23 protein-coding genes and 1 pseudogene are annotated in these 26,028 nt (G+C 35.9%); 20 read left to right on the forward strand and 4 right to left on the reverse strand.

Annotation, left to right across the window (positions count from 1 at the left end; translation table 11 throughout):
- Positions 1 to 39 precede the first annotated feature (39 nt).
- From RCH13_RS08630 to murI, 5 genes are all read left to right on the forward strand, one after another.
- Positions 40 to 1,098 carry an RluA family pseudouridine synthase gene (locus RCH13_RS08630; RefSeq protein WP_326986833.1) on the forward strand — a complete coding sequence of 353 codons (1,059 nt, stop codon included), beginning with the start codon at positions 40 to 42 and terminating at the stop codon, positions 1,096 to 1,098.
- A gap of 50 nt (positions 1,099 to 1,148) precedes the next feature.
- Complete coding sequence (locus RCH13_RS08635; RefSeq protein WP_442784622.1) at positions 1,149 to 2,099, forward strand: PorP/SprF family type IX secretion system membrane protein; 951 nt, start codon at positions 1,149 to 1,151, stop codon at positions 2,097 to 2,099.
- Positions 2,100 to 2,149: 50 nt separating this feature from the next.
- Positions 2,150 to 3,619 (forward strand): rhomboid family intramembrane serine protease, encoded by a 1,470-nt coding sequence (locus RCH13_RS08640; protein ID WP_326986834.1) that lies wholly within the window; start codon positions 2,150 to 2,152, stop codon positions 3,617 to 3,619.
- Entirely contained in the window at positions 3,616 to 4,740 is a 1,125-nt protein-coding gene (gene hemW, locus RCH13_RS08645; RefSeq protein ID WP_326986835.1) for a radical SAM family heme chaperone HemW, read from the forward strand. The genes RCH13_RS08640 and hemW overlap by 4 nt, the downstream gene beginning before the upstream one ends.
- A 131-nt stretch (positions 4,741 to 4,871) precedes the next feature.
- Positions 4,872 to 5,702, forward strand: a complete 831-nt coding sequence (gene murI, locus RCH13_RS08650) for a glutamate racemase (RefSeq protein ID WP_326986836.1) — start codon at positions 4,872 to 4,874, stop codon at positions 5,700 to 5,702.
- 8 nt (positions 5,703 to 5,710) lie between these two features.
- Here the strand turns inward: murI and RCH13_RS08655 are convergent, their stop codons facing one another.
- The 3 genes and pseudogenes from RCH13_RS08655 to RCH13_RS08665 all read right to left on the reverse strand — a co-directional run bounded on the left by RCH13_RS08655 (position 5,711) and on the right by RCH13_RS08665 (position 7,486).
- Positions 5,711 to 6,316: an RsmD family RNA methyltransferase gene (locus tag RCH13_RS08655; protein WP_326986837.1), complete on the reverse strand. Its 606-nt coding sequence runs from the start codon at positions 6,314 to 6,316 to the stop codon at positions 5,711 to 5,713.
- Positions 6,317 to 6,348: 32 nt separating this feature from the next.
- Positions 6,349 to 6,636 (reverse strand): annotated as a pseudogene (locus RCH13_RS08660) (four helix bundle protein).
- A gap of 127 nt (positions 6,637 to 6,763) precedes the next feature.
- On the reverse strand, positions 6,764 to 7,486 hold the full coding sequence (locus tag RCH13_RS08665; protein WP_326986838.1) for a DUF3822 family protein: 723 nt from the start codon (positions 7,484 to 7,486) through the stop codon (positions 6,764 to 6,766).
- 153 nt (positions 7,487 to 7,639) lie between these two features.
- On the opposite strand from RCH13_RS08665, the gene RCH13_RS08670 reads away from it, so the two are divergent.
- A complete protein-coding gene (locus RCH13_RS08670; RefSeq protein WP_326986839.1) occupies positions 7,640 to 7,948 on the forward strand; it encodes a DUF6370 family protein in 309 nt (102 codons plus the stop codon).
- Between the two features lie 169 nt (positions 7,949 to 8,117).
- Here RCH13_RS08670 and RCH13_RS08675 read toward each other — a convergent pair whose 3' ends face one another.
- On the reverse strand, positions 8,118 to 8,624 hold the full coding sequence (locus tag RCH13_RS08675; RefSeq protein WP_326986840.1) for a Smr/MutS family protein: 507 nt from the start codon (positions 8,622 to 8,624) through the stop codon (positions 8,118 to 8,120).
- A gap of 167 nt (positions 8,625 to 8,791) precedes the next feature.
- Between RCH13_RS08675 and glyA the strand changes: the two genes are divergently transcribed.
- The 14 genes from glyA (at position 8,792) to RCH13_RS08745 (ending at position 25,972) form a co-directional block, all read left to right on the forward strand.
- Entirely contained in the window at positions 8,792 to 10,057 is a 1,266-nt protein-coding gene (gene glyA, locus RCH13_RS08680) for a serine hydroxymethyltransferase (RefSeq protein ID WP_326986841.1), read from the forward strand.
- 133 nt (positions 10,058 to 10,190) lie between these two features.
- A complete protein-coding gene (locus RCH13_RS08685; protein ID WP_326986842.1) occupies positions 10,191 to 10,577 on the forward strand; it encodes a four helix bundle protein in 387 nt (128 codons plus the stop codon).
- 50 nt (positions 10,578 to 10,627) lie between these two features.
- Complete coding sequence (locus RCH13_RS08690) at positions 10,628 to 11,059, forward strand: regulatory protein RecX (RefSeq protein ID WP_326986843.1); 432 nt, start codon at positions 10,628 to 10,630, stop codon at positions 11,057 to 11,059.
- 83 nt (positions 11,060 to 11,142) lie between these two features.
- Positions 11,143 to 11,784: an outer membrane beta-barrel protein gene (locus RCH13_RS08695; protein ID WP_326986844.1), complete on the forward strand. Its 642-nt coding sequence runs from the start codon at positions 11,143 to 11,145 to the stop codon at positions 11,782 to 11,784.
- 75 nt (positions 11,785 to 11,859) lie between these two features.
- Positions 11,860 to 12,648, forward strand: coding sequence for a polysaccharide biosynthesis/export family protein (locus RCH13_RS08700; protein ID WP_326986845.1), 789 nt, complete (start codon positions 11,860 to 11,862; stop codon positions 12,646 to 12,648).
- Between the two features lie 7 nt (positions 12,649 to 12,655).
- Positions 12,656 to 14,974, forward strand: a complete 2,319-nt coding sequence (locus tag RCH13_RS08705) for a GumC family protein (protein ID WP_326986846.1) — start codon at positions 12,656 to 12,658, stop codon at positions 14,972 to 14,974.
- A gap of 217 nt (positions 14,975 to 15,191) precedes the next feature.
- Complete coding sequence (locus RCH13_RS08710) at positions 15,192 to 15,542, forward strand: four helix bundle protein (RefSeq protein ID WP_326986847.1); 351 nt, start codon at positions 15,192 to 15,194, stop codon at positions 15,540 to 15,542.
- A 104-nt stretch (positions 15,543 to 15,646) separates the two neighbouring features.
- Positions 15,647 to 17,023 carry a nucleotide sugar dehydrogenase gene (locus tag RCH13_RS08715; RefSeq protein WP_326986848.1) on the forward strand — a complete coding sequence of 459 codons (1,377 nt, stop codon included), beginning with the start codon at positions 15,647 to 15,649 and terminating at the stop codon, positions 17,021 to 17,023.
- A 994-nt stretch (positions 17,024 to 18,017) separates the two neighbouring features.
- Positions 18,018 to 18,866 (forward strand): ABC transporter permease, encoded by an 849-nt coding sequence (locus RCH13_RS08720; RefSeq protein WP_326986849.1) that lies wholly within the window; start codon positions 18,018 to 18,020, stop codon positions 18,864 to 18,866.
- Between the two features lie 1,876 nt (positions 18,867 to 20,742).
- The gene (locus RCH13_RS08725; protein WP_326986850.1) at positions 20,743 to 22,011 is read left to right on the forward strand and encodes an ABC transporter ATP-binding protein; all 1,269 of its coding nucleotides are present in this window, start codon (positions 20,743 to 20,745) and stop codon (positions 22,009 to 22,011) included.
- Positions 22,012 to 22,021: 10 nt separating this feature from the next.
- A complete protein-coding gene (locus tag RCH13_RS08730) occupies positions 22,022 to 22,771 on the forward strand; it encodes a class I SAM-dependent methyltransferase (RefSeq protein WP_326986851.1) in 750 nt (249 codons plus the stop codon).
- Between the two features lie 49 nt (positions 22,772 to 22,820).
- Entirely contained in the window at positions 22,821 to 23,993 is a 1,173-nt protein-coding gene (locus tag RCH13_RS08735; RefSeq protein WP_326986852.1) for a glycosyltransferase family 4 protein, read from the forward strand.
- Between the two features lie 21 nt (positions 23,994 to 24,014).
- Entirely contained in the window at positions 24,015 to 24,929 is a 915-nt protein-coding gene (locus RCH13_RS08740) for a glycosyltransferase family 2 protein (RefSeq protein WP_326986853.1), read from the forward strand.
- A gap of 101 nt (positions 24,930 to 25,030) precedes the next feature.
- Positions 25,031 to 25,972 carry a glycosyltransferase family 2 protein gene (locus tag RCH13_RS08745; RefSeq protein ID WP_326986854.1) on the forward strand — a complete coding sequence of 314 codons (942 nt, stop codon included), beginning with the start codon at positions 25,031 to 25,033 and terminating at the stop codon, positions 25,970 to 25,972.
- Positions 25,973 to 26,028: the final 56 nt, after the last annotated feature.

Genomic DNA, 26,028 nt, shown 5'->3' on the forward strand with positions numbered 1-26,028 from the left:
GTTTAAGCTTCAGCCGAAATGTTGAAGCTTTTTTATAAAATGAAGACAGATAACGAAGAATTTTTAGAAGAAGAATTTTCTACTCAGGAGGAGAATGAAGAAGAATCTGCGGGTTTATTCGAGCATCTCAATGTTACCGTTGATAAAAATCAAGAACCTTTAAGAATTGATAAATTCCTCTTTATTTTTCGGAAAAATTCTTCCAGAAATAAAATTTCCCAAACCTGTCGCGCCGGAAATGTAGTGGTTAATGGAAACTCGGTGAAACAAAATTACCGCGTAAAACCCGGCGATCAAATTTCTGTCTTGCTGGCAACGCCAAAAAGATTAAATCTCATCATTCCACAAGATATTCCCGTAAACATCGTTTATGAAGATGAGGATGTAGTGGTAGTTGATAAGGAAGCGGGAATGGTGGTCCATCCGGGACATGGAAATTATGATGGAACTTTGGTGAATGCACTCGCCTTTCACTTTGAAAAAAATGGACAGAAATCAGATTTGGATCGCGTTGGTTTGGTCCATCGGATAGATAAAGATACTTCTGGCTTATTGGTCATCGCGAAAACTGAATATGCCCTGAGTTTTTTGGCAAAACAGTTTTTTGACCGCACCACAAAACGCCTCTATTGGGCTTTTGTGTGGGGTAATGTAGAAGATGAAAAAGGCACCATCGAAGGAAATATTGGGCGACATTTAAAAAATAGAATGCAAATGACCGTTTTTCCAGATGGAAGTTTAGGCAAACACGCCGTTACGCATTATACCGTTTTAGAACGTTTTCGTTATATCACTTGGGTGGAGTGTAAATTAGAAACTGGGAGAACGCATCAGATTCGGGCGCATTTTAAATATATTGGTCATACTTTGTTTAATGATGAACGGTATGAAGGTAATCAAATTTTGAAAGGCATCAATATGCCGAAATACAAACAATTTGTGAAAAATGTCTTCGAAGTTTTGCCGCGCCACGCTTTGCACGCACACACGCTCGGTTTTATTCATCCTACGACCAAAAAAGAAATGTATTTTGAAAGTCCGATGCCCGCCGATATGGATGCCGCCGTAAGTAAATGGAGAAATTATGTAGAACAATAATAGCAGCAAAAGTTTTTTTATATTTGCTGTCAATTCACGCCTAATCAATTATGAGAAAAATAGCAACTTTATTTTTCATTGTCCTATTCTTTGCCTTTGGAAAAAGTCAAGAAACATTGCCTTTTTACCAACAGTATTTGCTTGATGGTGAATTTCTTTTCAATCCGGCATTGTATGGAGCTACAGATGATGTGGTTTTAAATCTAAATTATCAGAAACAGTTTTCCCAATTTGATCAATCGCCAAATGTGCAGTCCATCGGTTTACACGCAAATGTTTTCGATCGGGTAGGAGCAGGATTGTCTTTTTTCCGCGATCAAAATGGACCTATTTCTTCTAATGGAATTTCGGCCGGTGCCTCTTATTTTATTCCCATTGATGACGACGGCGAGAGAAAAAGCCAGTTTTCCTTTGGAACGAATATCAATTTCTACAATTTGAATATTGACCTTTCTCAATTAAATCCACAAGATCCCGGCGATCCAACTTTGGGTCCAGATACGAACAGTATTTTTTTGGTGTATGCTAATATAGGAATGGCATTATCGTATAGAAATGTTTTTGCAAATGTTTCTGTAAATGACATTGCAATTTCCAATGATATTCCTATTGTAAATGGAATAGAACCAGAGCCTACAAAATTTCTCATCAACACGGGATATAATTATTATGTTAGCGAACAGTTTTTTGTAACGCCTTCCGTTCTTTTGAATTTTAATACCAATTCTTCCAGATTGGTAGATCTTAATTTAATGGCAACGGTTTTAGGTGATGATAATTCTTTCTCGGCGGGAGCGAGTTTACGAACTTCAAAAAATCAGTTTGACAGTCAAAACATAGGTATTTCTCCCATCATCAAAGCGAAAGTAAATAATTTCTCCTTTGGTGCCGTTTACAATTTCGGACTTTCAGATATTCAGCAATATGCGGGAAGCAGTTTTATGCTCAGCGTGGGATACAATATAGAAAACTTTATCAATACTAGAGGGTTTCGCTATTAGCAATGCATAATTATTTTAAAAAAGTACTTCATATTCTGCCAATATTTTTGTTGGCAGTTTTTTTATGGGTGGGTCTTTTAGGAATAGCGCGGTATTTTCTTGATTTTAAATTTCATTTATTCAACCTAAGTGATGAAGCTTGGAATATATTCTTACCAATGTTATTCACCGTTTTTGCGCTGATTTTGATGAGAAAGAGATTTAGTGTTCTCAAACATAAAGATTCAACCAAAGATAATTTTATTTACATCGTTATTTGCGGTATTGTCTTATGTGCGCTTCTCATCAATTCCCAAATGTATTTGGACGTGAGATTATCTAAAACGCAGATTGCCGAGAATAGCCAGGAAGTCAGTTCAGATGAAAGCGTTAGACGGATCCAAATCAAATCTTACTTTGTGGATGAGAGCTACCTTAATTCAAAGTCAGAAATGCAGGTTTCTGGGAAATATGGACGGGATCTCAACTTTAATTTTTATTTTGTGGCGGCCGTTTTTAAGGACAGTCTGGAAAAGCCCGTTAATAATTTACCTGATGTGTGGTTTGTGCATCAGTTTTCAGAAAGAATGAGCAACAGAATCAGTGATTCAGAAAGGGTTGCAGCATATAGAAAATTTAGAGAAAAATGCTGGAAAGATTTAGAGGAATTTGATTTTTACGAAAATTCCTATTTTCTCCGCGTTCCAAGCTCAGATGAAAAAAAGATTTATAACGATTTGATTCTAAATGTAGTTGAAAATCCTCAAGATAAAAAATTGATATTCTTATCACCCTCCAATGGAAATTTTAATGATGATGGTACCAGTATTTTACGATGGTTTTTTAAGATTTTTGGAATTGGTATTTTCATCATTTTATTTGCCTTACTATTTCCTAATTATATAAAAAATCAGCGTAAGAAAAGAGATGAGGAAGATGATTTTAAGTTCTTTATTAAACTTCTTATTCCTTCGAAAGAATTTCTCATTACTCCTGTTCTCATTGATGTCAATATTTTAATTTTTATAATAGTAGCTTTATTAGGAGTTAATCCTTTTGAGCCGAGAACAGAAGATTTAGTCAATTTTGGCGCACTAACTTCTGCTGTCTTTACGGGAGAATATTGGCGAATCATTTCCAGTATGTTTATGCACGGAGGAATAATACATTTAACAATGAATGTAATAGTTTTAGGAATTGCAGGATATTTTTCCGAGAATATGTTTGGTATAGTACGTTTTGCGATGATCTATTTTTTAAGTGGAATCATTGCGGGATTATGTACGCTGCTTTGGCATCAGGGAAATTTCGTTGGCGTCGGAGCCTCGGGTGCAATATTTGGCTTAATTGGAGCTATTGCGATGATGCTTATTTTGCAAAATAATTTAAAAGAGACAAGAGGTATTCTAATGATGATTTTCGGTTATGTAGTGTTTAATATCTTAATCGGATTCATTTCAAATTCAGATAATGTCGCACATCTCGCTGGTTTTATTTCTGGGATGATTATAAGTGCCCTATTTTATTATTTTAAACCATGATTTACCTCCACATTCCTTTCTGCAAGCAAAAATGCAGTTACTGTAATTTTCATTTTTCTACTTCTTTAAATGCTAAAGATGAAATGGTTGCAGCCCTTAAAAAAGAAATTTTTCTAAGGAAAGGAGAATTGGAATCCACGCATTTAAAATCACTCTATTTTGGCGGCGGAACTCCTTCTTTACTCAAAGCAGATGAATTGAAATCAATAATTGATGAGGTTTTAAAATATTTCACTTTCGCGTCAGACATTGAAATAACTTTAGAAGCCAATCCAGATGATTTGACGCACAATTTTTTAAAGCAATTGGCAGGAACGGAAATTAATCGATTATCCATCGGCACTCAAAGTTTTTTTGCAGAAGATTTATTGTTAATGAATCGCGCGCACAATGCCTCCGAAGCCGAATCTTCCATCAAAAGAGCTCAGGATTTTGGTTTGGTGAACATCAGTGTCGATTTAATTTACGGTTCGCCCACGTCAGGTTTTGAAATTTGGAAAGAAAACCTGCGTAAGGTAATTGCTTTAGAAGTTCCACACGTTTCTTCTTACGCGCTAACCGTGGAACCGAAGACCGCTTTGAATACTTGGATTGCACAAGGCAAAGTGTCTGCTCCAAAAGAAGATTTACAAAATCAGGAATTTTTCTACATGTCAGATTTTTTAAAAGATCATGAATTTGACCACTATGAAATTTCCAATTTTGGGAAACCCGGATTTCACTCCAAACATAATTCTGCCTATTGGAAATCTCACGAATACCTCGGAATTGGGCCTTCTGCACATTCCTTTAATGGCAGAACGGAAAGAAGCTGGAATATTGCGAATAATAAATGGTATATCAATTCTTTAAATGAAAATAAACTTCCAAAAGAAACCGAAATTCTCACGGAAAGAGAGCGATACAATGAAATGATTATGATTGGATTGCGCACGAGTTGGGGTGTAGATGTAGCAGCTTTAGAAAGCAACTTTGGAGAAGAAATTCTGGCGCATTTTCATCAAAGTATTCAATCCAGAATTGAAGATCAAGTCTTGATCATCGAAAATAACCATTTAAAAATTCCGGAAAAAAACTGGTTTTTAGCAGATGGAATCGCCTCGGATTTGTTCATGGTGTAAAGGAATTCCAAGTTTAAGGCAAAAAGTTTCTTGCCGATGGAATTGCTTCAGATTTGTTCCAAGTTTAAAAAATCTAAAATCTAAAATCTAAAATCTAAAATCTTTAGGTATTTTTGCCAAAACTTTCTCCTTTGAAAACGAAAAAACAGGATTTTAGCCACCTTTCACCCAATCAACCCATCGGAATTTTTGACTCTGGAGTTGGAGGCTTAACGGTTGCGAAAGAAATTAAAAGATTGCTTCCCCAAGAAAATCTTATTTATTTTGGAGACACGAAACATCTTCCTTATGGGGATAAATCCAAAGAAGCCATCATTGGATATGCTACCAGAATTACGGAATTTTTGTTAGAGAAAAATTGCAAAGCCATTGTCATCGCCTGTAATACAGCCACCGCAAATGCCTTGAAAGAAGTTTTAGATTTGGTTGCAGAAAAAATTCCAGTTATTGACGTGATTAATCCGGTTGCGGAAAAAGTCTCCTATGAAATCCATACGAATGTTGGAGTAATTGCCACGAAAGCCACCGTGAATTCTGGATTGTACAAAAAGAGCATCCGAAAGCACAATAAATTTATCAAAGTAGATGAACTGGCGACACCGCTTCTGGTTCCCGCTATAGAAGAAGGTTTTAAAAACCATCCCGTAACGCATTCCATCATTTATAATTACCTCAGTAACAAAAAGTTGAAGAATATCGAGACTTTAATTTTGGGCTGCACTCATTATCCTTTGCTTCTGGAGGAAATCAAACAATTTTATGGAAACCGCGTTCGGGTTATTGATTCGCCGAGTATTGTAGCCAACCAATTGAAAATGATTTTGGATAAGCACCATCTCTTAAATACGGATAACTCTGGCGCAACCTACCAGTTTTTCCTTTCAGACCTTACCAAGAATTTTGAGAAAATATCCCGTAAATTCTTTGGAAACAGTATTGATCTGCAATTGAAAGTTTTGTAGGAAATTGATTACGATTCCGGCTTTTTCTCTTCTTCCACCATTTCTTCCATTGCAGGTTCGTTGGCTTTAAAGAAGGAGAAACTTACATTTCCGTATTTCCGCGTATCTAATAAATTAGGATGGTCAAATTTCGTTCGGCTTTGATGTTCCAAGATGAAAATTCCCTCGGTGCCTAAATAGTTGTTGTTTAAAACCAAGGAAATAAGTTCGTTATATTTCTCTATTTCGGTTTCAAAAGGTGGATCTGCCACGACCAAATGATAGGTTTTGCGGTTTCTATTTTTCTTCAGATATTCATAAACATCACCGCGTTGTACATTGATTTGGCTATCCAAATCTAATTCTCTTGCCACCATACCGATAAAGGCAGAATGCTTGGCGTTCATTTCTACGGCGGTAATATCTTTACATTCGCGGGAGGCAAACTCCAAAGTAATAGAACCAATTCCTGCAAATAAATCCAGCACCGAAATGGAAGCAAAATCTAAACGAAAACGATTTTCTATAATGCTGAAAAGGGCTTCTTTTGCAAAATCTGTGGTTGGACGAACATCGAAATTTTTTGGAGCGGAAATTCTTTTGGATTTCCATCTTCCGGATATAATTCTGTACATAATTTTGAGTGTGGGATGTTGGGTGTTGGATGTTAACTGAGTTTATTTCGGAAGGCGATAATATGGTTCATGATTTTATATGATTCTGCATAAAGCTCTTCAAAGATTTCGTCTGAAATATATTTTCGATACTTTGCTTTGTAGAGGCAGGTTACTACTTCTGCTAAGGAGCGAATTGCATAGCCTAAAAATTTTCTAAATTCTGGATTGCTTTATAGAATACTTCCTTCTTCAATATTTAATGCGATTGAATCTGAAGCTCTGTAAATTTGTGACGTTAGATTGTAAATTTCTTCCTTTGGAAATTCCCAGCTAATGATGAATAATTTCTCCGAAAGTCATGGAGTCTTGCCAGATCATTAATTTTTCAAATTTAAAACTCATAATTAGCAACTCTAAAATATTACGAAAAACGTCTATCGTGCATCACCCTACATCGTCCATCCATCACCCACCATTCAGCAGAAAATGCTTTTTCGGCACATTGTCAAAGACAATTCTTAAGTTCTTTACAAATTTTTTCAGTTCAGAAATAAAGGTTTCATTTTCCGTTGTTTCTCCGTAGACAAAGAATTGTGTTTCTTCTATCCCAAATCCAATTTTGCTCAAGGTAAACATAATAAAGTAAAGAAAATCAACTTCGGAATTCACATCCAGGTTATTATAGAGCACCACTTTCTTTTCATCCAACGCAAAAAATTCACATTGTTGGTGGTATAAATTGATGTGGATTTCTTTCTGATTCTTGGTGATCAATTGATTGAGAAAGCCTTCGCCAGAAAAATTAAAATGCGTAGGAAGTTTCGTAGCCTTTATTTTTTCATAGTAGTCTTTCGGAAAAGTATAGTAGAACTGAACGCCGAATTTTTTATTGACAGAGAGCATTAATTCTTCCTTTTCCTTATCCACAGGTGCGTTGAAGGCGATTAAATCATATCCTAATTGATGTTCAGAAAATCCGTCCGGCATAATGGTGAAATGATTGACCGCCGATATGATAGAAATGTGCTGATATTTTTTGGAATTTAAAAGTTCCTCTAGCTTTTCCGATATAAAAGAAGGATGCGGTTCCTCTGGTATAAAGAAGGTAGATTCCTCCAAAACACTTTTGTTTTTGCAGAGTTGATAGTGCAAACCGTCTTTCGTAAAAAGTAATTTAAGTTTTTCCATGTCTAAAGTGGCAAATTTATTAAAATTAATCGGCTTTCGGAATAAAAGAAAATCTCTTGGGTCTGAGCAAAATCATAATTAAGAACGATAATTCTTGTTGTTTCGTGGAATTATAATCTCTAAGTTTGTAAGAAATATAAACCGAAAAATAATATGAAAAAATTAATGTTTCTTTTTGCGCTGATGATTTCAGCAGTTGTATTTTCTCAGCAGAAATTACAAAATCAAGTAGTAGATGCAGCCTGCGGAATGTGTCAATTTAAAGTAAAATCAGAAAAAGGCTGCGCTGTTTTTGTAAAAATCGAGGGCAATTTATATCCCGTAGAAGGTATGAATAAAAAGGTTTTTGGAGATGCTCATGCAGATGATGGCTACTGTAAAGTGATAAAAAAAGCCACAGTGAGCGGCGAAGTGAAAAAAGGTAAATTTTATGCTACAGCTTTTAAGTATGTAGAAAATTAGGTTTTTTTTTCGGATGTGGGATGTCAGATATAGGAAAATAAATGTTTCGGGTGCGAGACGAAAAATACATATCGTGTAACATTAAATTTAAGATCTTACTGATTAAACCATAAACCATAAACCATAAACCATAAACCATCAACCATCAACCATCAACCATCACCCTTCCTCATCTAAAAAAAACCATAACCGTGCCCGATTGATGGTGTAAAATTTCTTTATTATGAAATTCCAGATTCGTTTGGCTTTCTAATACGTCGTACACCATTTGTTGCAGAACACCGTCTCCAATGCCATGGATAATTTGCAACTTTTTCAGATGATTACTGCGGCAAAAGTCCAACGTTTTTAAGAGTTTTTCTTTTTGCAGGAATAATCTTTCGAAGGCGTCGTATTTTTCCGGGTTTTTTACAAGTAGGTCAAAATGTAAATCCAGGAGCATAGGCTTTTTATCATGTTTTTTAGAAATGGTTTTGGATTTTTCTTCTTTTTGAATGATGGCAGTTCCTTCATACAGTTTAGGATTTCGCAACACCAGTTTGGTTCCTAGAAACTGATGCGTAAATCCATAATCGTCTTTTACCACCACCATTTCTCCTTGCATGGAAGTTACGATACCTTCAAAATCTTCGTCCACCGCGGAAACTTTATCTCCAATTTTCATTTCTTTTCCCATCTGGGCTCAAAATTAATCAATTTAACGCGACTCTAGAGCAGGTGTTGCACATATTTCGCCGCGACAGATGCTCCTTATTTTGGGAAAAATCCTTACATTTGAAAACCTGATTTCACCTGATTTTACGTGAAATTAAACCTAATAATTTAAATAATTTACAATACAATATGGATCCAATTTTTGACCTTATCGAAAAAGAAAGAGAAAGACAAACGCACGGAATTGAGCTGATTGCTTCGGAAAATTTTGTTTCAGATAACGTCATGAAAGCGGCCGGAAGCGTTTTAACCAATAAATACGCAGAAGGGTATCCGGGAAAAAGATATTACGGTGGATGTGAAGTGGTAGATGAGATTGAAACTTTGGCCATCAACCGCGCGAAAGAACTATTCGGGGTGGATTATGCGAATGTTCAGCCGCACTCTGGGTCCCAAGCTAATGCAGCGCTCTATCTTTCTATTCTAAAACCGGGCGACCGTATTTTGGGTCTGGATTTATCCATGGGTGGACATTTAACGCATGGTTCTTTTGTGAATTTTTCCGGAATTCAATACAATGCCAACTTTTATGGCGTTGATCGCGAAAGCGGCCTCATCGATTATGAAGCCATGCGCCAAAAAGCCTTAGAAGTAAAACCCAAAATGCTCATCGCAGGGTATTCTGCCTATTCCCGAGATATCGATTTTAAAAAATTCCGGGAAGTTGCTGATGAAGTTGGCGCTACTTTGTGGGCAGATATCGCGCATCCTGCAGGTTTAATTGCGAAAGGATTACTCAGTTCTCCTTTTGAACACTGCCATGTAGTAACTACCACCACTCATAAAACGTTGCGTGGACCTAGAGGGGGATTGATCATGATGGGCAAGGATTTTGAAAATACCTATGGTCATAAAACACCGAAGGGCGAAACAAAAATGATGAGTCAGGTTTTAGACAGTTCTGTATTTCCGGGAATTCAGGGTGGACCTTTGGAGCATATTATTGCAGCCAAGGCGGTAGCTTTCGCAGAAGCAATAGATGAGAAATTTGAAATCTACGCCAAAAAAGTCGTGGCCAATTCCCGCGCTTTAGCCAAAGCCATGATGGACAATGGATTTGATATTGTGAGTGGTGGCACAGATAATCATTTGATGCTCGTGGATTTGCGAAACAAAAACGTGAATGGAAAAGAAACGGAAAAAGCTTTAGTCAAAGCTGATATTACGTGTAATAAAAACATGGTGCCTTTTGATGATAAGTCAGCCTTTACCACCTCGGGAATCCGTTTGGGAACAGCCGCTATTACCACGCGCGGTTTAGAAGAAAAAGATATGGAAACCATTGCGGGCTTAATCAATGACGTAGTCTCAAACCTCAATGATGACGCAAAAATCACAGCCGTTCGTCAAAAAGTTAACGAATTAATGAAAGGAAAAGCTTTGTTTAATTACTAAAATTTAAAGCTAAGGTTGAGGTTAAGGGAAAGACAAAGACAAAGGTTAAGACAAAGGTAAAGGTTAAGTGGATTTGTGTTTATATAAAATCTGCAATTTTAACCTTAACCTTAACCCTAACCTCAACCTAAATATGTATACTGATTTCACCCAGATGCTGGTTTGGAAGAAAGCAATGGACATTGCAGTCGAGGTGTTTTATATTTCAGATTCGCTTCCAAAGAAGGAAGATTATGCCTTAACCTCGCAAATCAGAAGATCAGCAGAAAGTATTTCCGCGAATATCTCTGAAGGATTTGGTAGAGCAGGAAGTAGGGACAAGACTATGTTTTATAAATATGCCAGAGGTTCTGCAAATGAAACTAAAAATCATTTGGTTTATGGCAATCTCGTAAAGTATTTTGAAGATGAAAAGATTCAACCGATTATCAAGGATATCGAGAATCTAATGCATGAACTTAACAAAGTAATCAAAACCCTAGAATCAGAACCTCAACCTCAACCTCAACCTCAACCTTAACCTCAACCTTGGACAAAAAATCCTACACTTTCCTCGAAATCAAGCAGAAAATGGCAAACTACTGCGTTTACCAGGATCGTTGCCATCAAGAAGTGGAGCAAAAAATGTGGGACTTTTTACTCATTCCCGAAGCGAAAGAAGAAATTCTTCTCTTTCTCATGAAAGAAAACTACTTGAATGAAGAGCGATTTACACGCAGCTACATTCGCGGGAAATTCTACATCAAATCCTGGGGACGAAATAAAATCCGCAACCATTTAAAATTCAAAGGCATTACCGAAAAACTCATTACCCATTCTTTTGATGAAATTAAGGAAGAAGATTACGAGAAAACTTTGAAAAAAATCTACCTCAATTACCACGATAAATTAAAAGGCCTGCAGGCGTATCAAAAAAGATCCAAAACCATCAAATATCTTTTAGGGAGAGGTTTTGAGTATCAGAAGATCAACAATGCAATCGAAGATTTAGATGCACAATAAAAAAAATTGAAGGAATTGAAATTATTTTAATTAATTTGCACTGGTATTCATTAAAAACTACTCTCGACCTAAGAAAACTAACTATGAAGAAAATTACTACATTTCTTGCCCTTTTCTTGCTGCTCGTGGTAAGGGCGCAAACCTTTAAGTATGGAGTAACAGGAAATTTTCACAAAGGGTCAATCGTAGGTGTTCATGATGTTTCCAAAGGAGCGTATGGTGGTGGATTGGGTATTTTCGGACAGTGGTCCCTCGTGGAAAATGATGTTTTTGATTCCGCCTGGCTTTTCATCATGCCGCAAATAGAATACAGCATGCAAGGGGAAATCGCAAAGGCAGAAGAAGAAAAATTTGGAGTACAGCGTTTTCACCATGATTATGTGGCCATGCAGGTCTATTTAAAATGGTTTTTTCACCAGGGAAATATGAAGAGAGATTTGTATTTATTTGCTGGACCCCGGATAGAATATTTGGTGCGCGAGAAAAGAGAAGTCGATCCCGCTTATGATTTAGCCTATTACCAATTTAATGGAGATGATGAGGTGAAGAAATTTGGGTACGGTGTTTCCTTTGGAGCCGGTCTGAAAATCACGCAGCATATAGAGGCTTTTCTTCGGTATGATCAAGGTTTCAGTACGGTGTATCCAAATAACACGAGCCGAAATACGTATAACCGATTATTAGCGTTAGGACTTAACTACTACATCGATGAAAACTGGTGGTAAAAAGCAGCCATCATGCTCAACTAAGATTATGGTAGAGAATATTGAGCTTTACATTTATAATCTTAAATTTAAGAAATGAAAAAATACGTTCCGGTATTTCTAAATATATCACTTTTCCTTCTCCTCTTTTCTTGTAAACCCAAGCAAAATGTAGTTTACATGTCTAACGATAATTTCCAGCAGGAGGTTTCTCAGGCAAAATATTCAGGTTTACATATTCAAGAGGGAGACCAATTACAAATTCAGGTCTCTGCCTTTGATGATATTGCGGTACAACCATTTAATCGCAACTCGATGGGTCAAACGGCAACTGCCGGTTCTGGTGGTGGCGCTTCCGCTCCCAGTGAATATTTGGTCACTTCAGAGGGCACCATCATCTTTCCTGTGCTCGGTTCAGTTTATTGCAAAGGTATGACGAAACAACAACTCAAAGCCGATTTAGAAAGCCGCTTAAAACGGTATTTAACAGATCCTTTGGTGACAATCACGCTCTCCAATTTTAACTTTAGTGTTTTGGGCGAAGTCAAAGGTCCGGGACAGAAAACAAGCACAACAGAAAAGATTAATCTTTTTCAGGCCATTGCTTTAGCCGGCGACTTAACCTACGATGCGAACAAAACCAATATTAAATTAATACGGACTTCTGAGGAGACTGGAAAAGATGAAGTGGTATCTTTGGATTTAACTGAAGCCTCTATTGTTAATTCGCCTTACTACTATTTACAGCAAAATGACATTCTGTATGTTGAGCCAGATCGCAACAAGCAAATCAGTGTCAACAATAATCCCAATGTAGACAATTGGATCAAGTATGGTGGGGTAGGTTTAGGACTTTTAACCTTAATCATCAGTTTAACCCGATAAGAAAGGCATGGAATTATTAGAAAATTCGGTTCCGGCACAACGGGCAAAACCATTGAATATTAAAAAAGAAATAGGGAAATATCTTAAAAAATGGCCCTGGTTTCTACTCAGTATCGTTCTTTTTTATTCCGCGGCGAAGATTTACCTGAGATATACCCAACCCCAATATTTCAGTAAGACGTCATTAAAACTTCAGGATTCCAAGGGAAAGGGTACCGCATTAAGTGATTTGAAAAACTTAGGCATGGGCGTGAGTGGCGATAATGAATTACAGGGTGAAACCACTGTAATCCTCTCCAAACCAATTCTGGCAAAAGTAGTGAGCAATCTCAATTTGAATATCACCTTCTACAGTATAGGCACCATTAAAGAGAATGAACTCTATCAGGATTCTCCCCTACAAGGTAAATTAATCAGCATTTCATCTCCAGATAATTTTGGTGGGGCACAATATACCATTAACCCCGTAGGCAAAAATTCCTTTCGTTTAGCAGACTCGCGAACCCAATATCAGTTTGGAACTCCGATAAAACTTCCTTTTGGAACGGTTCAATTTGATAGTAAACCGGGGATGAAGCTTACTGTTCCTATTAAGGTGGTTATTAGTAATCCCAAAAACATGGTCAACAGCCTGGAGAGCCGTTTAACAGTATCTCTTCCAGAAAATAAAGGGCTGCTCATGGATGTTTCTTTGATAGGACCTGTTCCAAAAAAATCAGAAGATATCTTAAATGAACTTGCTAAGCAATATATCGCAGATGGTATTAATGATAAGAATGAAGAGGCAGAAAACACCCAAAACTTTATTAATGATCGTTTAGAAATTATTACGGAAGATCTCTCCGGCATCGAGGGGGAAAAAGAAAGATTTAAACGCACGAACCAGATTACCAATTTAGAAACGCAGGCCAATCTTTCCGTCGGTAAAGCAGAGGAAAATACCAAACAGATTTTAACGCAGTCTATGCAACTGGATTTAATTAATTCGGTCCTTGCCGCAAGTGCAGGGAACCAATTGTTGCCCACTGGCATGGGTTTATCTTCCGGGGCAGAAAGTTCCATTGCAGAATACAATAATTTGATGCTTACACGTAACCGTGTTTTAAAACAGGCAACAGGTGAAAATCCAGCGGTTGTTGAAATGAATAAGCAGATTATCGCGCAGAAAAACCTGCTTCGTCAAAATCTACTTGAATCTCGAGAAACCCTGCAATTGCAACTGGCGCAGGCGAAAGGTCAACTTAATCTCGCGAAAGGGAATATTGCTAAATACCCTACGCAGGAAAAAATATTTCGGAGCATTGACCGTCAACAGACCCTCAAAGAGCAGTTATACCTCTATCTTTTGCAAAAAAGAGAAGAAAATGCCATCACCCTGGCCGTAACTGCCCCAAAAGCAAAAATCGTAAATCCTGCTTTTACGACTGGAATTGTAAAACCAGATACGAATCAAATTATTTACGGCTCACTGGCCGCCGGCTTCTTATTACCATTGCTTCTTTTGGTAGGATTTCAAATGTTGGATACTAAAATCCACACCAAGCAGCATATCGTTTCTCTTGCTCCTGATGCTTCTGTAATTGCAGAAATTCCTTTTATTACAGATGATCTAAAGCTGGTAAAGCCCAACGATTTTTCTGTATTTGCAGAATCATTCCGGATTCTGGGCTCCAATTTAAAATTTTTATTAAAAGCTAAAAATGTGGGACAGGGTGGTACCGTCTTAATTACCTCCTCCGTGAAAGGGGAAGGTAAAACCACCATTTCCATGAATGTGGCGCTCACTTTGGCGGGTAAAAGTAAAGTGATTATCATTGGTGCAGATATCCGCAATCCACAGCTGCAGCGTTTTGTCAATGGCGAAAATATAGGACTCACAGATTATCTAGTTTCAGATCACACTGTTCCAGATCCCTACATCATTAAATCCGGTATTAATGATAATCTGGATGTGTTATTCAGCGGACAAATCGCACCTAATCCGAATGACCTCTTAGATATGCCCAAATTTGATGATATGATCGCCTATCTTAAAACAAAGTATGAATACATCGTGTTAGATTCCGCGCCTGTCATGCTAGTGAGTGATACCCTGCATCTGGTAGAAAATTCAGATGTGGTTTTGTATGCCGTAAAATCTGATTTTACAGAGAAAGAGATGATTGACTTTGCGGAAGGTTTCCGAAAAGAGAATATGATCAAAAATATGGCTTACATCCTTAATAATGTAAAGCCGGAAAATACCCGCTACGGAAAAAAATACGGCTACGGCTATTATTCCTACACCCATGACGAAAAACTGAAATGGTGGAAAAAATTTGTCTAGAGAGTAAATTTGTGAACTAGTGAACTAGTGAACGAGTGAACGAGTGAGCCAGGCGTATCTTTACAGGTTCCAAGTTTCACAAGCTCACAATTCACAAATTGATAAGTAAATAAGTTCACAGCTTCACAAATTGATAAAAAAAAAGTAAACAGGAGAACTGGTAATTCTGTAGACAGTTGATTTTGCATGTTCACAGGTTCACAAAAAACAACAAAAAATGAACAATCACAAAGACCTGCTCGTTTACCAAAAATCTCTTGATTTGGTGGAGATGATTTACAGAGAAACCCGGGCTTTTCCTGCGGAGGAAAAATTTGGACTGATAAGTCAGCTTAGAAGATGTTCAGTATCTTTACCCTCTAATACTGCTGAAGGTGCAGGTAGAAAAGGTACAAAAGAGTTTATTCAATTTTTATATATTGCACTAGGTTCTTTAAATGAAATGGAAACCCAGATGGAGATTTCCAGACGACTCGGATTTGTAAACGATTTAACCGCTTTCACCGAACACTTCCTGCATATTAAGCGAATGCTCTTAAAATTAATTGAAAAATTGGAAGGAAAGTAAATCAGTGAACTGGAGGAGTAGTGAACGAGTAAAGAAGTGAAATTGTGAACCAGTCGCATCTTCACAAGTTCACAAGTTCACAGCTTCACAAGTTTAAGAAAAATATGAAACAAAAAATCGCCATCATCGGCCTCGGTTACGTTGGTCTTCCTTTAGCTCGGTTATTCGCCACAAAATATCAGGTAGTTGGTTTTGATATCGACTCCAATCGAATCGCAGAGGTCAACAGCGGAACAGATAAAACCTTGGAGGTTGAAGACGAAATTTTGCAGGCAGTTCTGGTATCGGATTTTAAAGCCGCAGAAAAAGGTCTAATTTGCTCTTCTAATTTAGAAGACATTGCCGACTGCAATTATTATATCATCACGGTTCCGACTCCTGTAGACAAAAACAACCGTCCCGATTTAACTCCTTTACAAAAGGCCTCCCAATCTGTGGGGAAACTTCTTAAAAAAGGCGATATCGTCATATACGAATCAACGGTCTATCCGGGTGTTACAGAAGAAGAATGTGTGCCTATTTTAGCAGAATATTCAGGGTTGACTTTCAATGTAGATTTTTTTGCGGGATATTCTCCAGAGCGCATCAATCCGGGTGATCGGGAAAAAACCGTCGAAAAAATTATGAAAGTGACCTCTGGTTCTACACCAGAAATTGGCAAAATCGTAGATGATCTATACCGTTCTATTATTTTAGCAGGTACCCATTTAGCACCGACGATCAAAGTTGCAGAAGCTTCCAAAGTCATAGAAAATGCACAGCGGGACATTAATATTGCGTTTGTGAATGAATTGGCAAAAATATTCTCCCTTATGGATATTGATACCCATGAAGTCCTTAAAGCAGCCGGTACGAAATGGAATTTTCTTCCTTTTAAACCCGGTTTGGTAGGTGGACATTGCATCGGGGTGGATCCTTTTTACCTGGCCCAAAAAGCCCAGGAAATTGGATATTATTCTGAACTGATCTTAGCAGCGCGTCGTTTAAACGATTCCATGGGATCTTTCATTGCCGGAAAAGTGGTGAAACTCATGATCAAAAAAGGGATCCAAGTGAAGGGAGCACATCTTTTGATGTTGGGAATTACCTTTAAAGAAAATTGTCCTGATATTCGAAATACGAAAGTGGTCGATGTAATTCGCAGTTTAGAAGATTATGACATCAAAGTCACAATCTATGATCCGTGGGCTAATCCCGCCGAGGTGAAGAAGGAATATGGAGTCGATTGCGTTACGGAATTAAGTGAACAAGTGAACGAGAAAACAAGTGAACAAGAAGCACCGGCAGGTTCACAAGTTCATAGGTTTACCAGTTCACAGGTTAACAGGTTCACAAGTTCACATCCGCCTCAGTTCGATGCGATCATTCTTGGTGTGGCGCACGATGAATTTCTGCATTTAGATTTAGAATCCCTTAAAAAAGAAAACGCCATTATTTACGATGTAAAAGGAATCCTCCAAAATGCAGATGCGCGATTGTAATAAAGAGAACAAGAGAACCAGTGAACGCGTGAACCAGGCGCATCTTTACAACTTCACGACTTCACCAGAGAAAAAGAAACAAAAGAAATAGAAACCTTATAATTCTGTGAGTAATTATTGACAAGTTCACAAGAGAACAAGAGAAAAAGAGAATAAGAGAACCAGTGAACCGGTGAACGAGTGAACCAGTCGCATCTTTACAACTTCACAAGAGAAAAAGAAACAAAAGAAATAGAAACCTTATAATTCTGTGAGTAATTATTGACAGGTTCACAAGTTCACAGGTTCACAAGAGAACAAGAGAACAAGAGAACCGGTGAACGAGTGAACCAGTCGCATCTTTACAACTTCACGACTTCACCAGAGAAAAAGAAACAAAAGAAATAGAAACCTTATAATTCTGTGAGTAATTATTGACAGGTTCACAGGTTCACAAGAGAACAAGAGAACCAGTGAACGAGTGAACCAGTGGCATCTTTACACCTTCACGACTTCACAAGAGAAAAAGAAACAAAAGAAAAAGAAACAAAAGAAATAGAAATCTTATAATTCTGTGAGTAATTATTGACAGGTTCACAAGTTCACAGGTTCACAGGTTCACAAGAGCACAAGAGAACCGGTGAACGAGTGAACCAGTCGCATCTTTACAACTTCACAAGAGAAAAAGAAACAAGAGAAAAAGAAACCCTATAATTCTGTGAGTAATTATTGACAAGTTCACAGGTTCACAGGTTCACAGGTTCACAAGAGAACAAGAGAACAAGAGAACCAGTCGCATCTTTACAACTTCACGATTTCACAAGAGAAAACGAAACAAAAGAAAAAGAAACCCTATAATTCTGTGAGTAATTACTGACAAGTTCACAAGTTCACAGATTCACACGTTCACACAATGGAAAAAACAAGTCAACCTATAAATAAGTAACTTATTAACAAGCTCACCAGCTCACCAGTTCACCAGTTCACAACTTTACACGTTCACAACCCAACAGCAATGACCAAGGACCAACAACCCACTTACTTCATCAATTCCAAGCAATCCGTCTTTTCCCTCAACTTAAAAGAAGTTTGGGATTACCGCGATCTGCTTCTCATGTTGGTGAAAAGGGATTTTATCACTTTTTACAAGCAAACAATCCTGGGCCCACTCTGGTTCATTGTTCAACCCTTAATGACCACGGTAATTTATATGATCATCTTTGGGAATATTGCAAAATTATCCACTGATGGTGTTCCCCAAATTTTGTTTTACATGTCTGGGATCACCATCTGGAATTATTTCTCCGAAAGTCTGACCAAAACGTCCTCCGTCTTCACGTCTAATGCGGGAATGTTTGGCAAAGTCTATTTTCCACGCCTTATTATGCCTTTGGCGATTGTGACTTCCTCCCTTATGAAGTTCGCCGTACAGTTTGGAATTTTCCTCCTCATTCTTCTCTATTTCGTCCTTTTCACGAATGATGTACAACCCAATATGTGGATGTTATTCACGCCTGTTTTAATCCTCTTAATGGCCATGTTTGCCCTGGGAATGGGAATGATTTTTTCTTCTCTAACCACCAAATACAAAGATTTAGCATTTCTTTTAACCTTTGGCGTGCAGCTGTTTATGTACATCACGCCTGTTGTTTATCCCATTTCTGCTTTACCCGAAAAATTCCGCTTCCTCGTTTATATGAATCCCCTCTCTTCCATTTTCGAGTGTTTCCGCTATGCTTTTCTGGGGTCTGGAAGTTTCGATTTAATGAGCATTATGTGGAGCAGCATTTTCATTGTCTTCATCCTTATCCTCGGCACGGTGATTTTCAACAAAGTGGAAAAAAGTTTCATGGATACAGTGTAGTGATGGGTTGATGGGTTGATTTGTTGATGTGATAATGGGTTGATGCGATGATGGGTTGATTTAGCGAAATACAAAAAGAGGCAAGGAAAAAGCAAAAAGTACGACATAGAGATCTTATGTGACTTATACCTTCTTCCTCGCAATGACGCATAAATTAAAATGAATTTAAAAATCGACTTCGGAGATTTTCGCGTGAAGAAAAATAAAATTTCTTTCCATCCAAATCAAGCAACTTACTCAAGATAAAAATTCCTTTTGTCCGAAGCGCGGGCACCGTTTAAGTTTTTAGCGAAACTAAAGTATCCGCGCAAGTTTAGGAATTTTCTTAAAAGAAATTTGATTTTTTAGCGAAAAGATCCAGGTCTTGAACTTTTGGTTCTTTTGTTTCAAGACAAACCATTTAAAATGGTTCGCTGATTCCAAAAAAAACAATAAATAAATTGAAGCAAAAGAACATAAAAAGAAAAAATAATGGAAATAATTTAGACAGATTGCTTTACTTCCTCGCAATGACGAACTAGATTATAAACCCAAATTCTAAATGACTTCGGAGATTTTCGCGTGAAGAAAAATAAAATTTCTTTCCAACCAAAATAAGCAACTTACTCAAGATAAAAATTCCTTTTGTCCGAAGCGCGGGCACCATTTAAGTTTTTAGCGAAACTAGAATATCCGCGCAAGTTTAGGAATTTTCTTAAAAGAAATTTTATTTTTTATCGAAAAGATCCAGTCTTGAACTTTTGGTTCTTTTGTTTCAAGACAAACCATTTAAAATGGTTCGCTGATTCCAAAAAAACAATAAGTAAATTGAAGCAAAAGAACATAAATATAAAAAATAATGGAAATAATTTAGACAGATTGCTTCGTCATACTTCCTCGCAATGACGCCCTAGATTAAAAACCCAAATTCTAAATGACTCAGGAGATTTTCGCGTCAAGAAAAATAAAATTTCTTTCCATCCAAATCAAGCAACTTACTCAAGATAAAAATTCCTTTTGTCCGAAGCGCGGGCACCATTTAAGTTTTTAGCGAAACTAAACTATCCGCGCAAGTTTAGGAATTTTATTAAAAGAAATTTTATTTTTTAGCGAAAAGATCCAGGTCTTGAACTTTTGGTTCTTTTGTTTCAAGACAAAAGAACAAATAAAGTAAAATTAGAAAGATTGCTTCGTCATTCTTCTCCGATAAATCGGAACAAGCTCTCTCGCAATGACGCACTACTTGAAGCTCCCCGCAATGACGCACTACTTGAAACTCGCCGCAATGACGCACTATTTGAAACTCCCCGCAATGATGCGCTACTTAAAATTTTGGTTAAAAATGACTTCGGAGATTTTTGCGTGAAGTAAAATTAAATTTCTTTCAGAACTACACATTCAACAAACACAGCATAAAAATTTTCCCTGTTTTTTAATTACATTGAGCTTAACAATTAATCAAGCCGCGCAAGTTTAGGAATTTTCTTAAAAGAAATTTTATTTTTTAGCGAAAAGATCCAGGTCTTGACTTTTTCACTCTTTTGTTTCAAGACAAACCATTTAAAATGGTTCGCTGATTCCAAAAAAAACAATAAGTAAATTGAAGCAAAAGAACGGTTAAAAAAACAATAAGTAAATTGAAGCAAAAGAACATAAAAAGAAAAAATGTTTATCTAGGCGGCAGTATTTCTACTATAAAGGCAAGACTCCTTACTTTTATGACAACAGCTTCATTGATTTCCAAAAAATAAAACCACTATTCAATAAGTAAAACAAAAAAAACACCTCCTTAAACCCAATTCCCCCTTCATATCCTACATATAATTCCTATTTTAGCACCTGCAAACCACCCAAACATTCAGCACCAAAAATCCCTCACCCAACATCCAAAAATACTTTGAAACCCTCAACCGCCATCATCGCCGAAAACATATCCAAACAATACCGCCTTGGTGAAGTGGGGACTGGAACCATTACGCATGATTTAAATCGGTTTTGGGCAAAAATGAGGGGCAAAGAAGATCCCTTTCTAAAAATTGGGGAGAGCAATGACCGCAGTACAAAAGGTGAGAGCGATTATGTTTGGTCTTTAAAAGACATCAACTTTGAAATTGAAAAAGGCGATGCTGTAGGAATTATTGGTCGAAATGGAGCGGGAAAATCTACCCTTCTAAAATTACTAAGCCGCGTTACAAAACCTACGACGGGACATTTTGAAGTTCAGGGGCGTATTGCATCTCTCCTGGAAGTAGGAACCGGATTTAATCCTGAAATGACGGGTCGCGAAAACATCTATTTAAATGGCGCCATCTTAGGAATGCGCCGCAATGAGATCAAAAGAAAATTTGAGGAGATCGTAGATTTTTCTGGAGTAGAACGCTATATTGATACGCCTGTAAAACGCTATTCTTCTGGAATGTATGTGCGGTTGGCTTTTGCGGTTGCTGCACATTTGGAATCTGAAATCTTAATTGTTGATGAGGTTCTTGCGGTAGGAGACGCCGAGTTTCAGAAAAAATGTCTGGGCAAAATGGGCGATGTAAGTAAAGGCGAAGGAAGAACGGTTTTATTTGTGAGTCATAATATGGCGGCGGTGAAAAATCTTTGTACGAAAGGAATAATTTTAGAAAATGGACTTTTAAAGTATACAGCAGACAATATAGAGGACGCTGTTAATAATTATTTTTCTAAAGAAGATTTAAATAGCGATTTAGCAAAGGAATTTGATCATCTTTCTCCAAAGTATGGAAACCTCCTTGTGCGTTTAAATCAAACTAAAATAGAGGTTTCCTCTAATGAAAGTTTTATAACAATTAAAGATGCGCTTAAAATTAATCTAAATTTTAATGTTAATGATAATTTTGACAATTTTAATTTAGCAATTAATTTTAAATCTTTAACAGATGATGTGGTTGTTTTTAGCCAAATTACAAATGTGGTAGCTATAAATAAGGGGAATTATAATGCAGTTCTTGAGATTCCTGGCAATTTTTTGAATTCAAAAATTTATGAGATCGATTTGCATTTCGTTAATAATAATATTGCTCTATTAACTGTTCAAAGCATTATTAATTTTGAAACAATTGATGTCCGAGATAACCTAAATTATTACGGGACATGGGCAGGATATGTCAGACCACAGTTTAAATTTAAAATAAATATATAACGATACTAAAATGTTAAAAAAAATATTAAACACTTTAAAATCTAAATCTGAGAAAAAAATATTGATTTCTGAAATAGAGGAAATTTATGCACGAATTCCCATTGATTTTGGTGGAGGATGTAGTATTCAAAAAGGTTTGCTAATGAGCTTATTAATTAGTAATTTTAAGTTACAAAAGACAGTTGATTTAGGAGTTTACAGGGGTAGGTCATTATTTCCGCAAGCAATAGCTCATAAATTATTTAGTGATGGTGTTGTGTTTGGAGTTGATCCTTACAGTAATCTAGCTGCTGTTCAAAATGATCGTCCTGAATTACAGAAAGATTTAGATCATTTTGTAAAGGAAACTGATTTTAATAAATTATATAATGATGTTACCTCTTTAATTCAAAGTAATAAATTGACAGGAAATTGTATGTTAGTACGAGAAACTTCAGCGGACGCTTCATCATTTTTTATAAATAATAACTATATGTTAGATCTTGTTCATATAGATGGTAATCATGATACGAAATTTGTAATGGAAGATGCTAATAATTACCTACCACTACTAAATGATAAAAGTTTCATTGTATTAGATGATGTTTCTTGGGATTCGGTTCAACCTGCATTTAATTTGTTAATGAAGAAAATGATTTTTGTTGATAAGTTGATAGATACTTATAATGATTTTGCGTTGTTTAGTCAAGGATTGACTGCTGAAGAAGTAAAAACTGTTAGAGACATATTTAAGCAAATTAAGAAAACGAAAGGTAATTAGGATGTTAGCACAAATATCCACAAGGTTAAAATTATTAAAAAACATTTTAATGCAGAAAGTGAGTTACTTTTATAAAGGTTTATATAAAAGTGATTTGATAATTTTTGACACTATTTTTCCCCATCCAGTTTCGGGTTTTAGATTAGAAGAATTTACATCCTTGCTTTCCGAATTTAAAACTTCAAAAATATTGGTTAATCCTGAGGCTTATAACTTTTTAAATACAGCAGAGGAGTTACATCCTATTCACATCAATGAACTCGTAAGAAAAAATCCTGATTTAAAAAATAAACTTAAACCAATAAGAGGTTTTGTAAACATCAACACCAAACTTTTTTATTGTTTGTTTATTAGTCACATATATAGGTATATAGAGATTCTAGAAAAGCATCAAATATCCTTCGTATTTACATTATATCCTGGATCGGATTTCCAAATGAATAATGAAGAGTGTGATCAAAAGCTTAGAAGAACGCTTTCTTCGAAGATGTTTAAAAAAGTTATTGTAACGCAAAAAGTCACCAAGGACTATCTTTTGAAAAAAAATTTTTGCACAGAAGATCAAATTGAATTCATTTTTGGATGTGTGGTTCCGCAAAATTCCTTAATTAAAGATTTAACTGCTAAACAATATTATAGCCAAGGTAAAGATACGTTGGACATTTGTTTTTGTGCGGCTAAATATATGCCAAGAGGAGTTGATAAGGGTTATGATGTATTTATAGAAGTAGCGCATAAATTATTATTGAAGTATAATTTTGTTAAATTTCATATCGTTGGTGGTTTTACAGAAAATGATATTGATGTTACCGCTATTTTAAACAATATCCATTTTTATGGCTATCAAGATTTTGATCAGTTACAAGGAATTTTTAAAAAGATGGACATTTTAATCTCACCTAACAAACCTTTCCTTTTACGAAACGGTTCTTTCGATGGGTTTCCTCTAGGTACAGTCGTAGAAGCAGCTTTAAATGGTGTGATGGTGATGTTAAGTGATGGTTTGGAACAAAATACGACATTTGTGAATGACGAAGAAGTTGTTATAATAGATAGTGATAGTAAATTGATAGAAACAATTTTGGAGGAATTAATTAATGAACCACAAAGGATAGCACAAATAGCTAAAAAAGGGACTTTGAAGTTTCAGGAGATATACTCCAATGAAGCGCAAATGACTCCACGATTAAAAGTGCTTAAAAATATTATTAGTAATTCGTAAGGTAATAAACAAACTATACTTATGATTGAAGATAAGGGTTCGCCGAAAATTACGATTCTAACCATAACATATGGTCATGAGGATTTTATAAAAGAGACGTTGAATGGAATTCTTATGCAGACGTATAATGGACCTGTGGAGTTTATCATTGCAAATGATAATTCGCCAGATAATACGGACCACGTCATTAAGGATTATTTTAATGAAACTTTTATACCTGCAAATTTTGAAATAAAATATACAAAACACGAAAATAATATAGGAATGATGCCTAATTTTATTTGGGCACTAAAACAAGCTTCAGGCAAATACATTGCGCTTTGTGAAGGTGACGATTATTGGACTGAATCTGATAAATTGCAAAAACAAGTTAATTTTTTGGAGAATAATCAAGAATATGTACTAACATTTCATCCAATAAAAATTCTAAAAACTAATGGTGAACTGGTAGATGATTTTATTACAACAGTTCCGCAAAATTACGAAAATCAAGAAACTTTGGCTCGACTTGGTAATTATATTCATACTCCATCGGTGGTTTTTCGTAATATTGTTCAAACGTTCCCGCGTGAATTTATAATATCACCCATTGGAGATTACTTTTTATACATGATCCTCACTGCCAATGGTAAAGTAAAAATGTTGGCTGAGACGATGGCTGTTTACAGGCATGGTGTTGGTGTGTTATCTGCACAATCAAATTTAAAACGTGCAAAATCTTTTCTAACATTTTATACTTTATTATTGTCTTGGTCGAATAATCCTATTTTAAATGAAATTTTACTTAAAAGACAAGAATATTTTACAACAAATGTTGAAAAAATAGTGAGAAGTGAATATACAGGAGTTTTTATCTCTAATCATTTCTTTTATAGAGCGCTAAGTGCACTACAACAACCTAAAACGTTGTGGAATAAAATTAAAATTAGATTTTAAAATAATGATTTCCATTTATTCCTTAAGAAAGTAGTTTTTAATGGTACATATAGCTTTTTAAAATTAGTCAAATATTAACAAATCAGTTACTAAAAATAAGAATGAATAAAAAAATAACAACAGTTATTGTAACATTTAATTCATTGCGAAATAATTGGATTTACAAGTGTCTTGATGCATTAATGGAATCAAATTATAAAACAGAAATTATTATCATTGATAATAATTCAACTGATGATACTTGCAATATAATTAAAGAGAAATATCCAGAGGTAATTCTTATTGAAAATAAAGAAAATAAAGGTTTCGGGCAAGCTAATAACCAGGGTTTTGAATATGGTTTAAAAAATGGATCTGATTACTTTTTTCTTCTTAATCAGGATGCTTATGTAGAAACTACTACAATTAAATCATTGGTGGAACAATCCCTGAAAAATCATGAGTATGGAATCTTAAGTCCCATCCATTTCAATTATAATGGAGGTGAATTAGAGCATTATTTTTCTGTTTTTATGTCCACAGCAAAAACTCCATTTTTTTTCGCAGAACATATTTTAAAGAAACCGCGTGAAATATATGATACAAAATTCGTGAATGCTGCGGCATGGTTAATACCCCGACAAACGGTATTGGATATTGGCGGATTTGACACTATGTTTTTTCAGTATGGTGAAGATGATAATTATTGCCAGCGTGTTCTTTATCATGGATATAAAATTGGGGTTGTCACTGGATGCTTTATTTATCATGATTCATATATTCGTGTACAACCTAATGACTATCTGGAATCGGCAAAATATCTGGAAGACATTGAGAAAACTATTAAAACCAATTACGGTAATATTAATGTAGATATTAACGATTATTACAGAAATGAAATTAAATCAGTTTATTATAAGATGTTAATAAATGCTTTAACTTTCAAATTTAAATCTTTGCCCAACTTTATGCGGGAAATGAAAATAATCAAGAAATCTTTTACTGAAATCCATAGAAGCAGGGAAATAAATAAAGGTAAAGGATGTCATTATTTAAATCTCTAAAATATTTTATAATGTTTAATGGTATAAATAGCTGGTAAGGGGTAGATGCTTATTAT

It is taken from the genome of Chryseobacterium sp. MP_3.2 (assembly GCF_035984805.1).
Lineage (GTDB): Bacteria > Bacteroidota > Bacteroidia > Flavobacteriales > Weeksellaceae > Kaistella.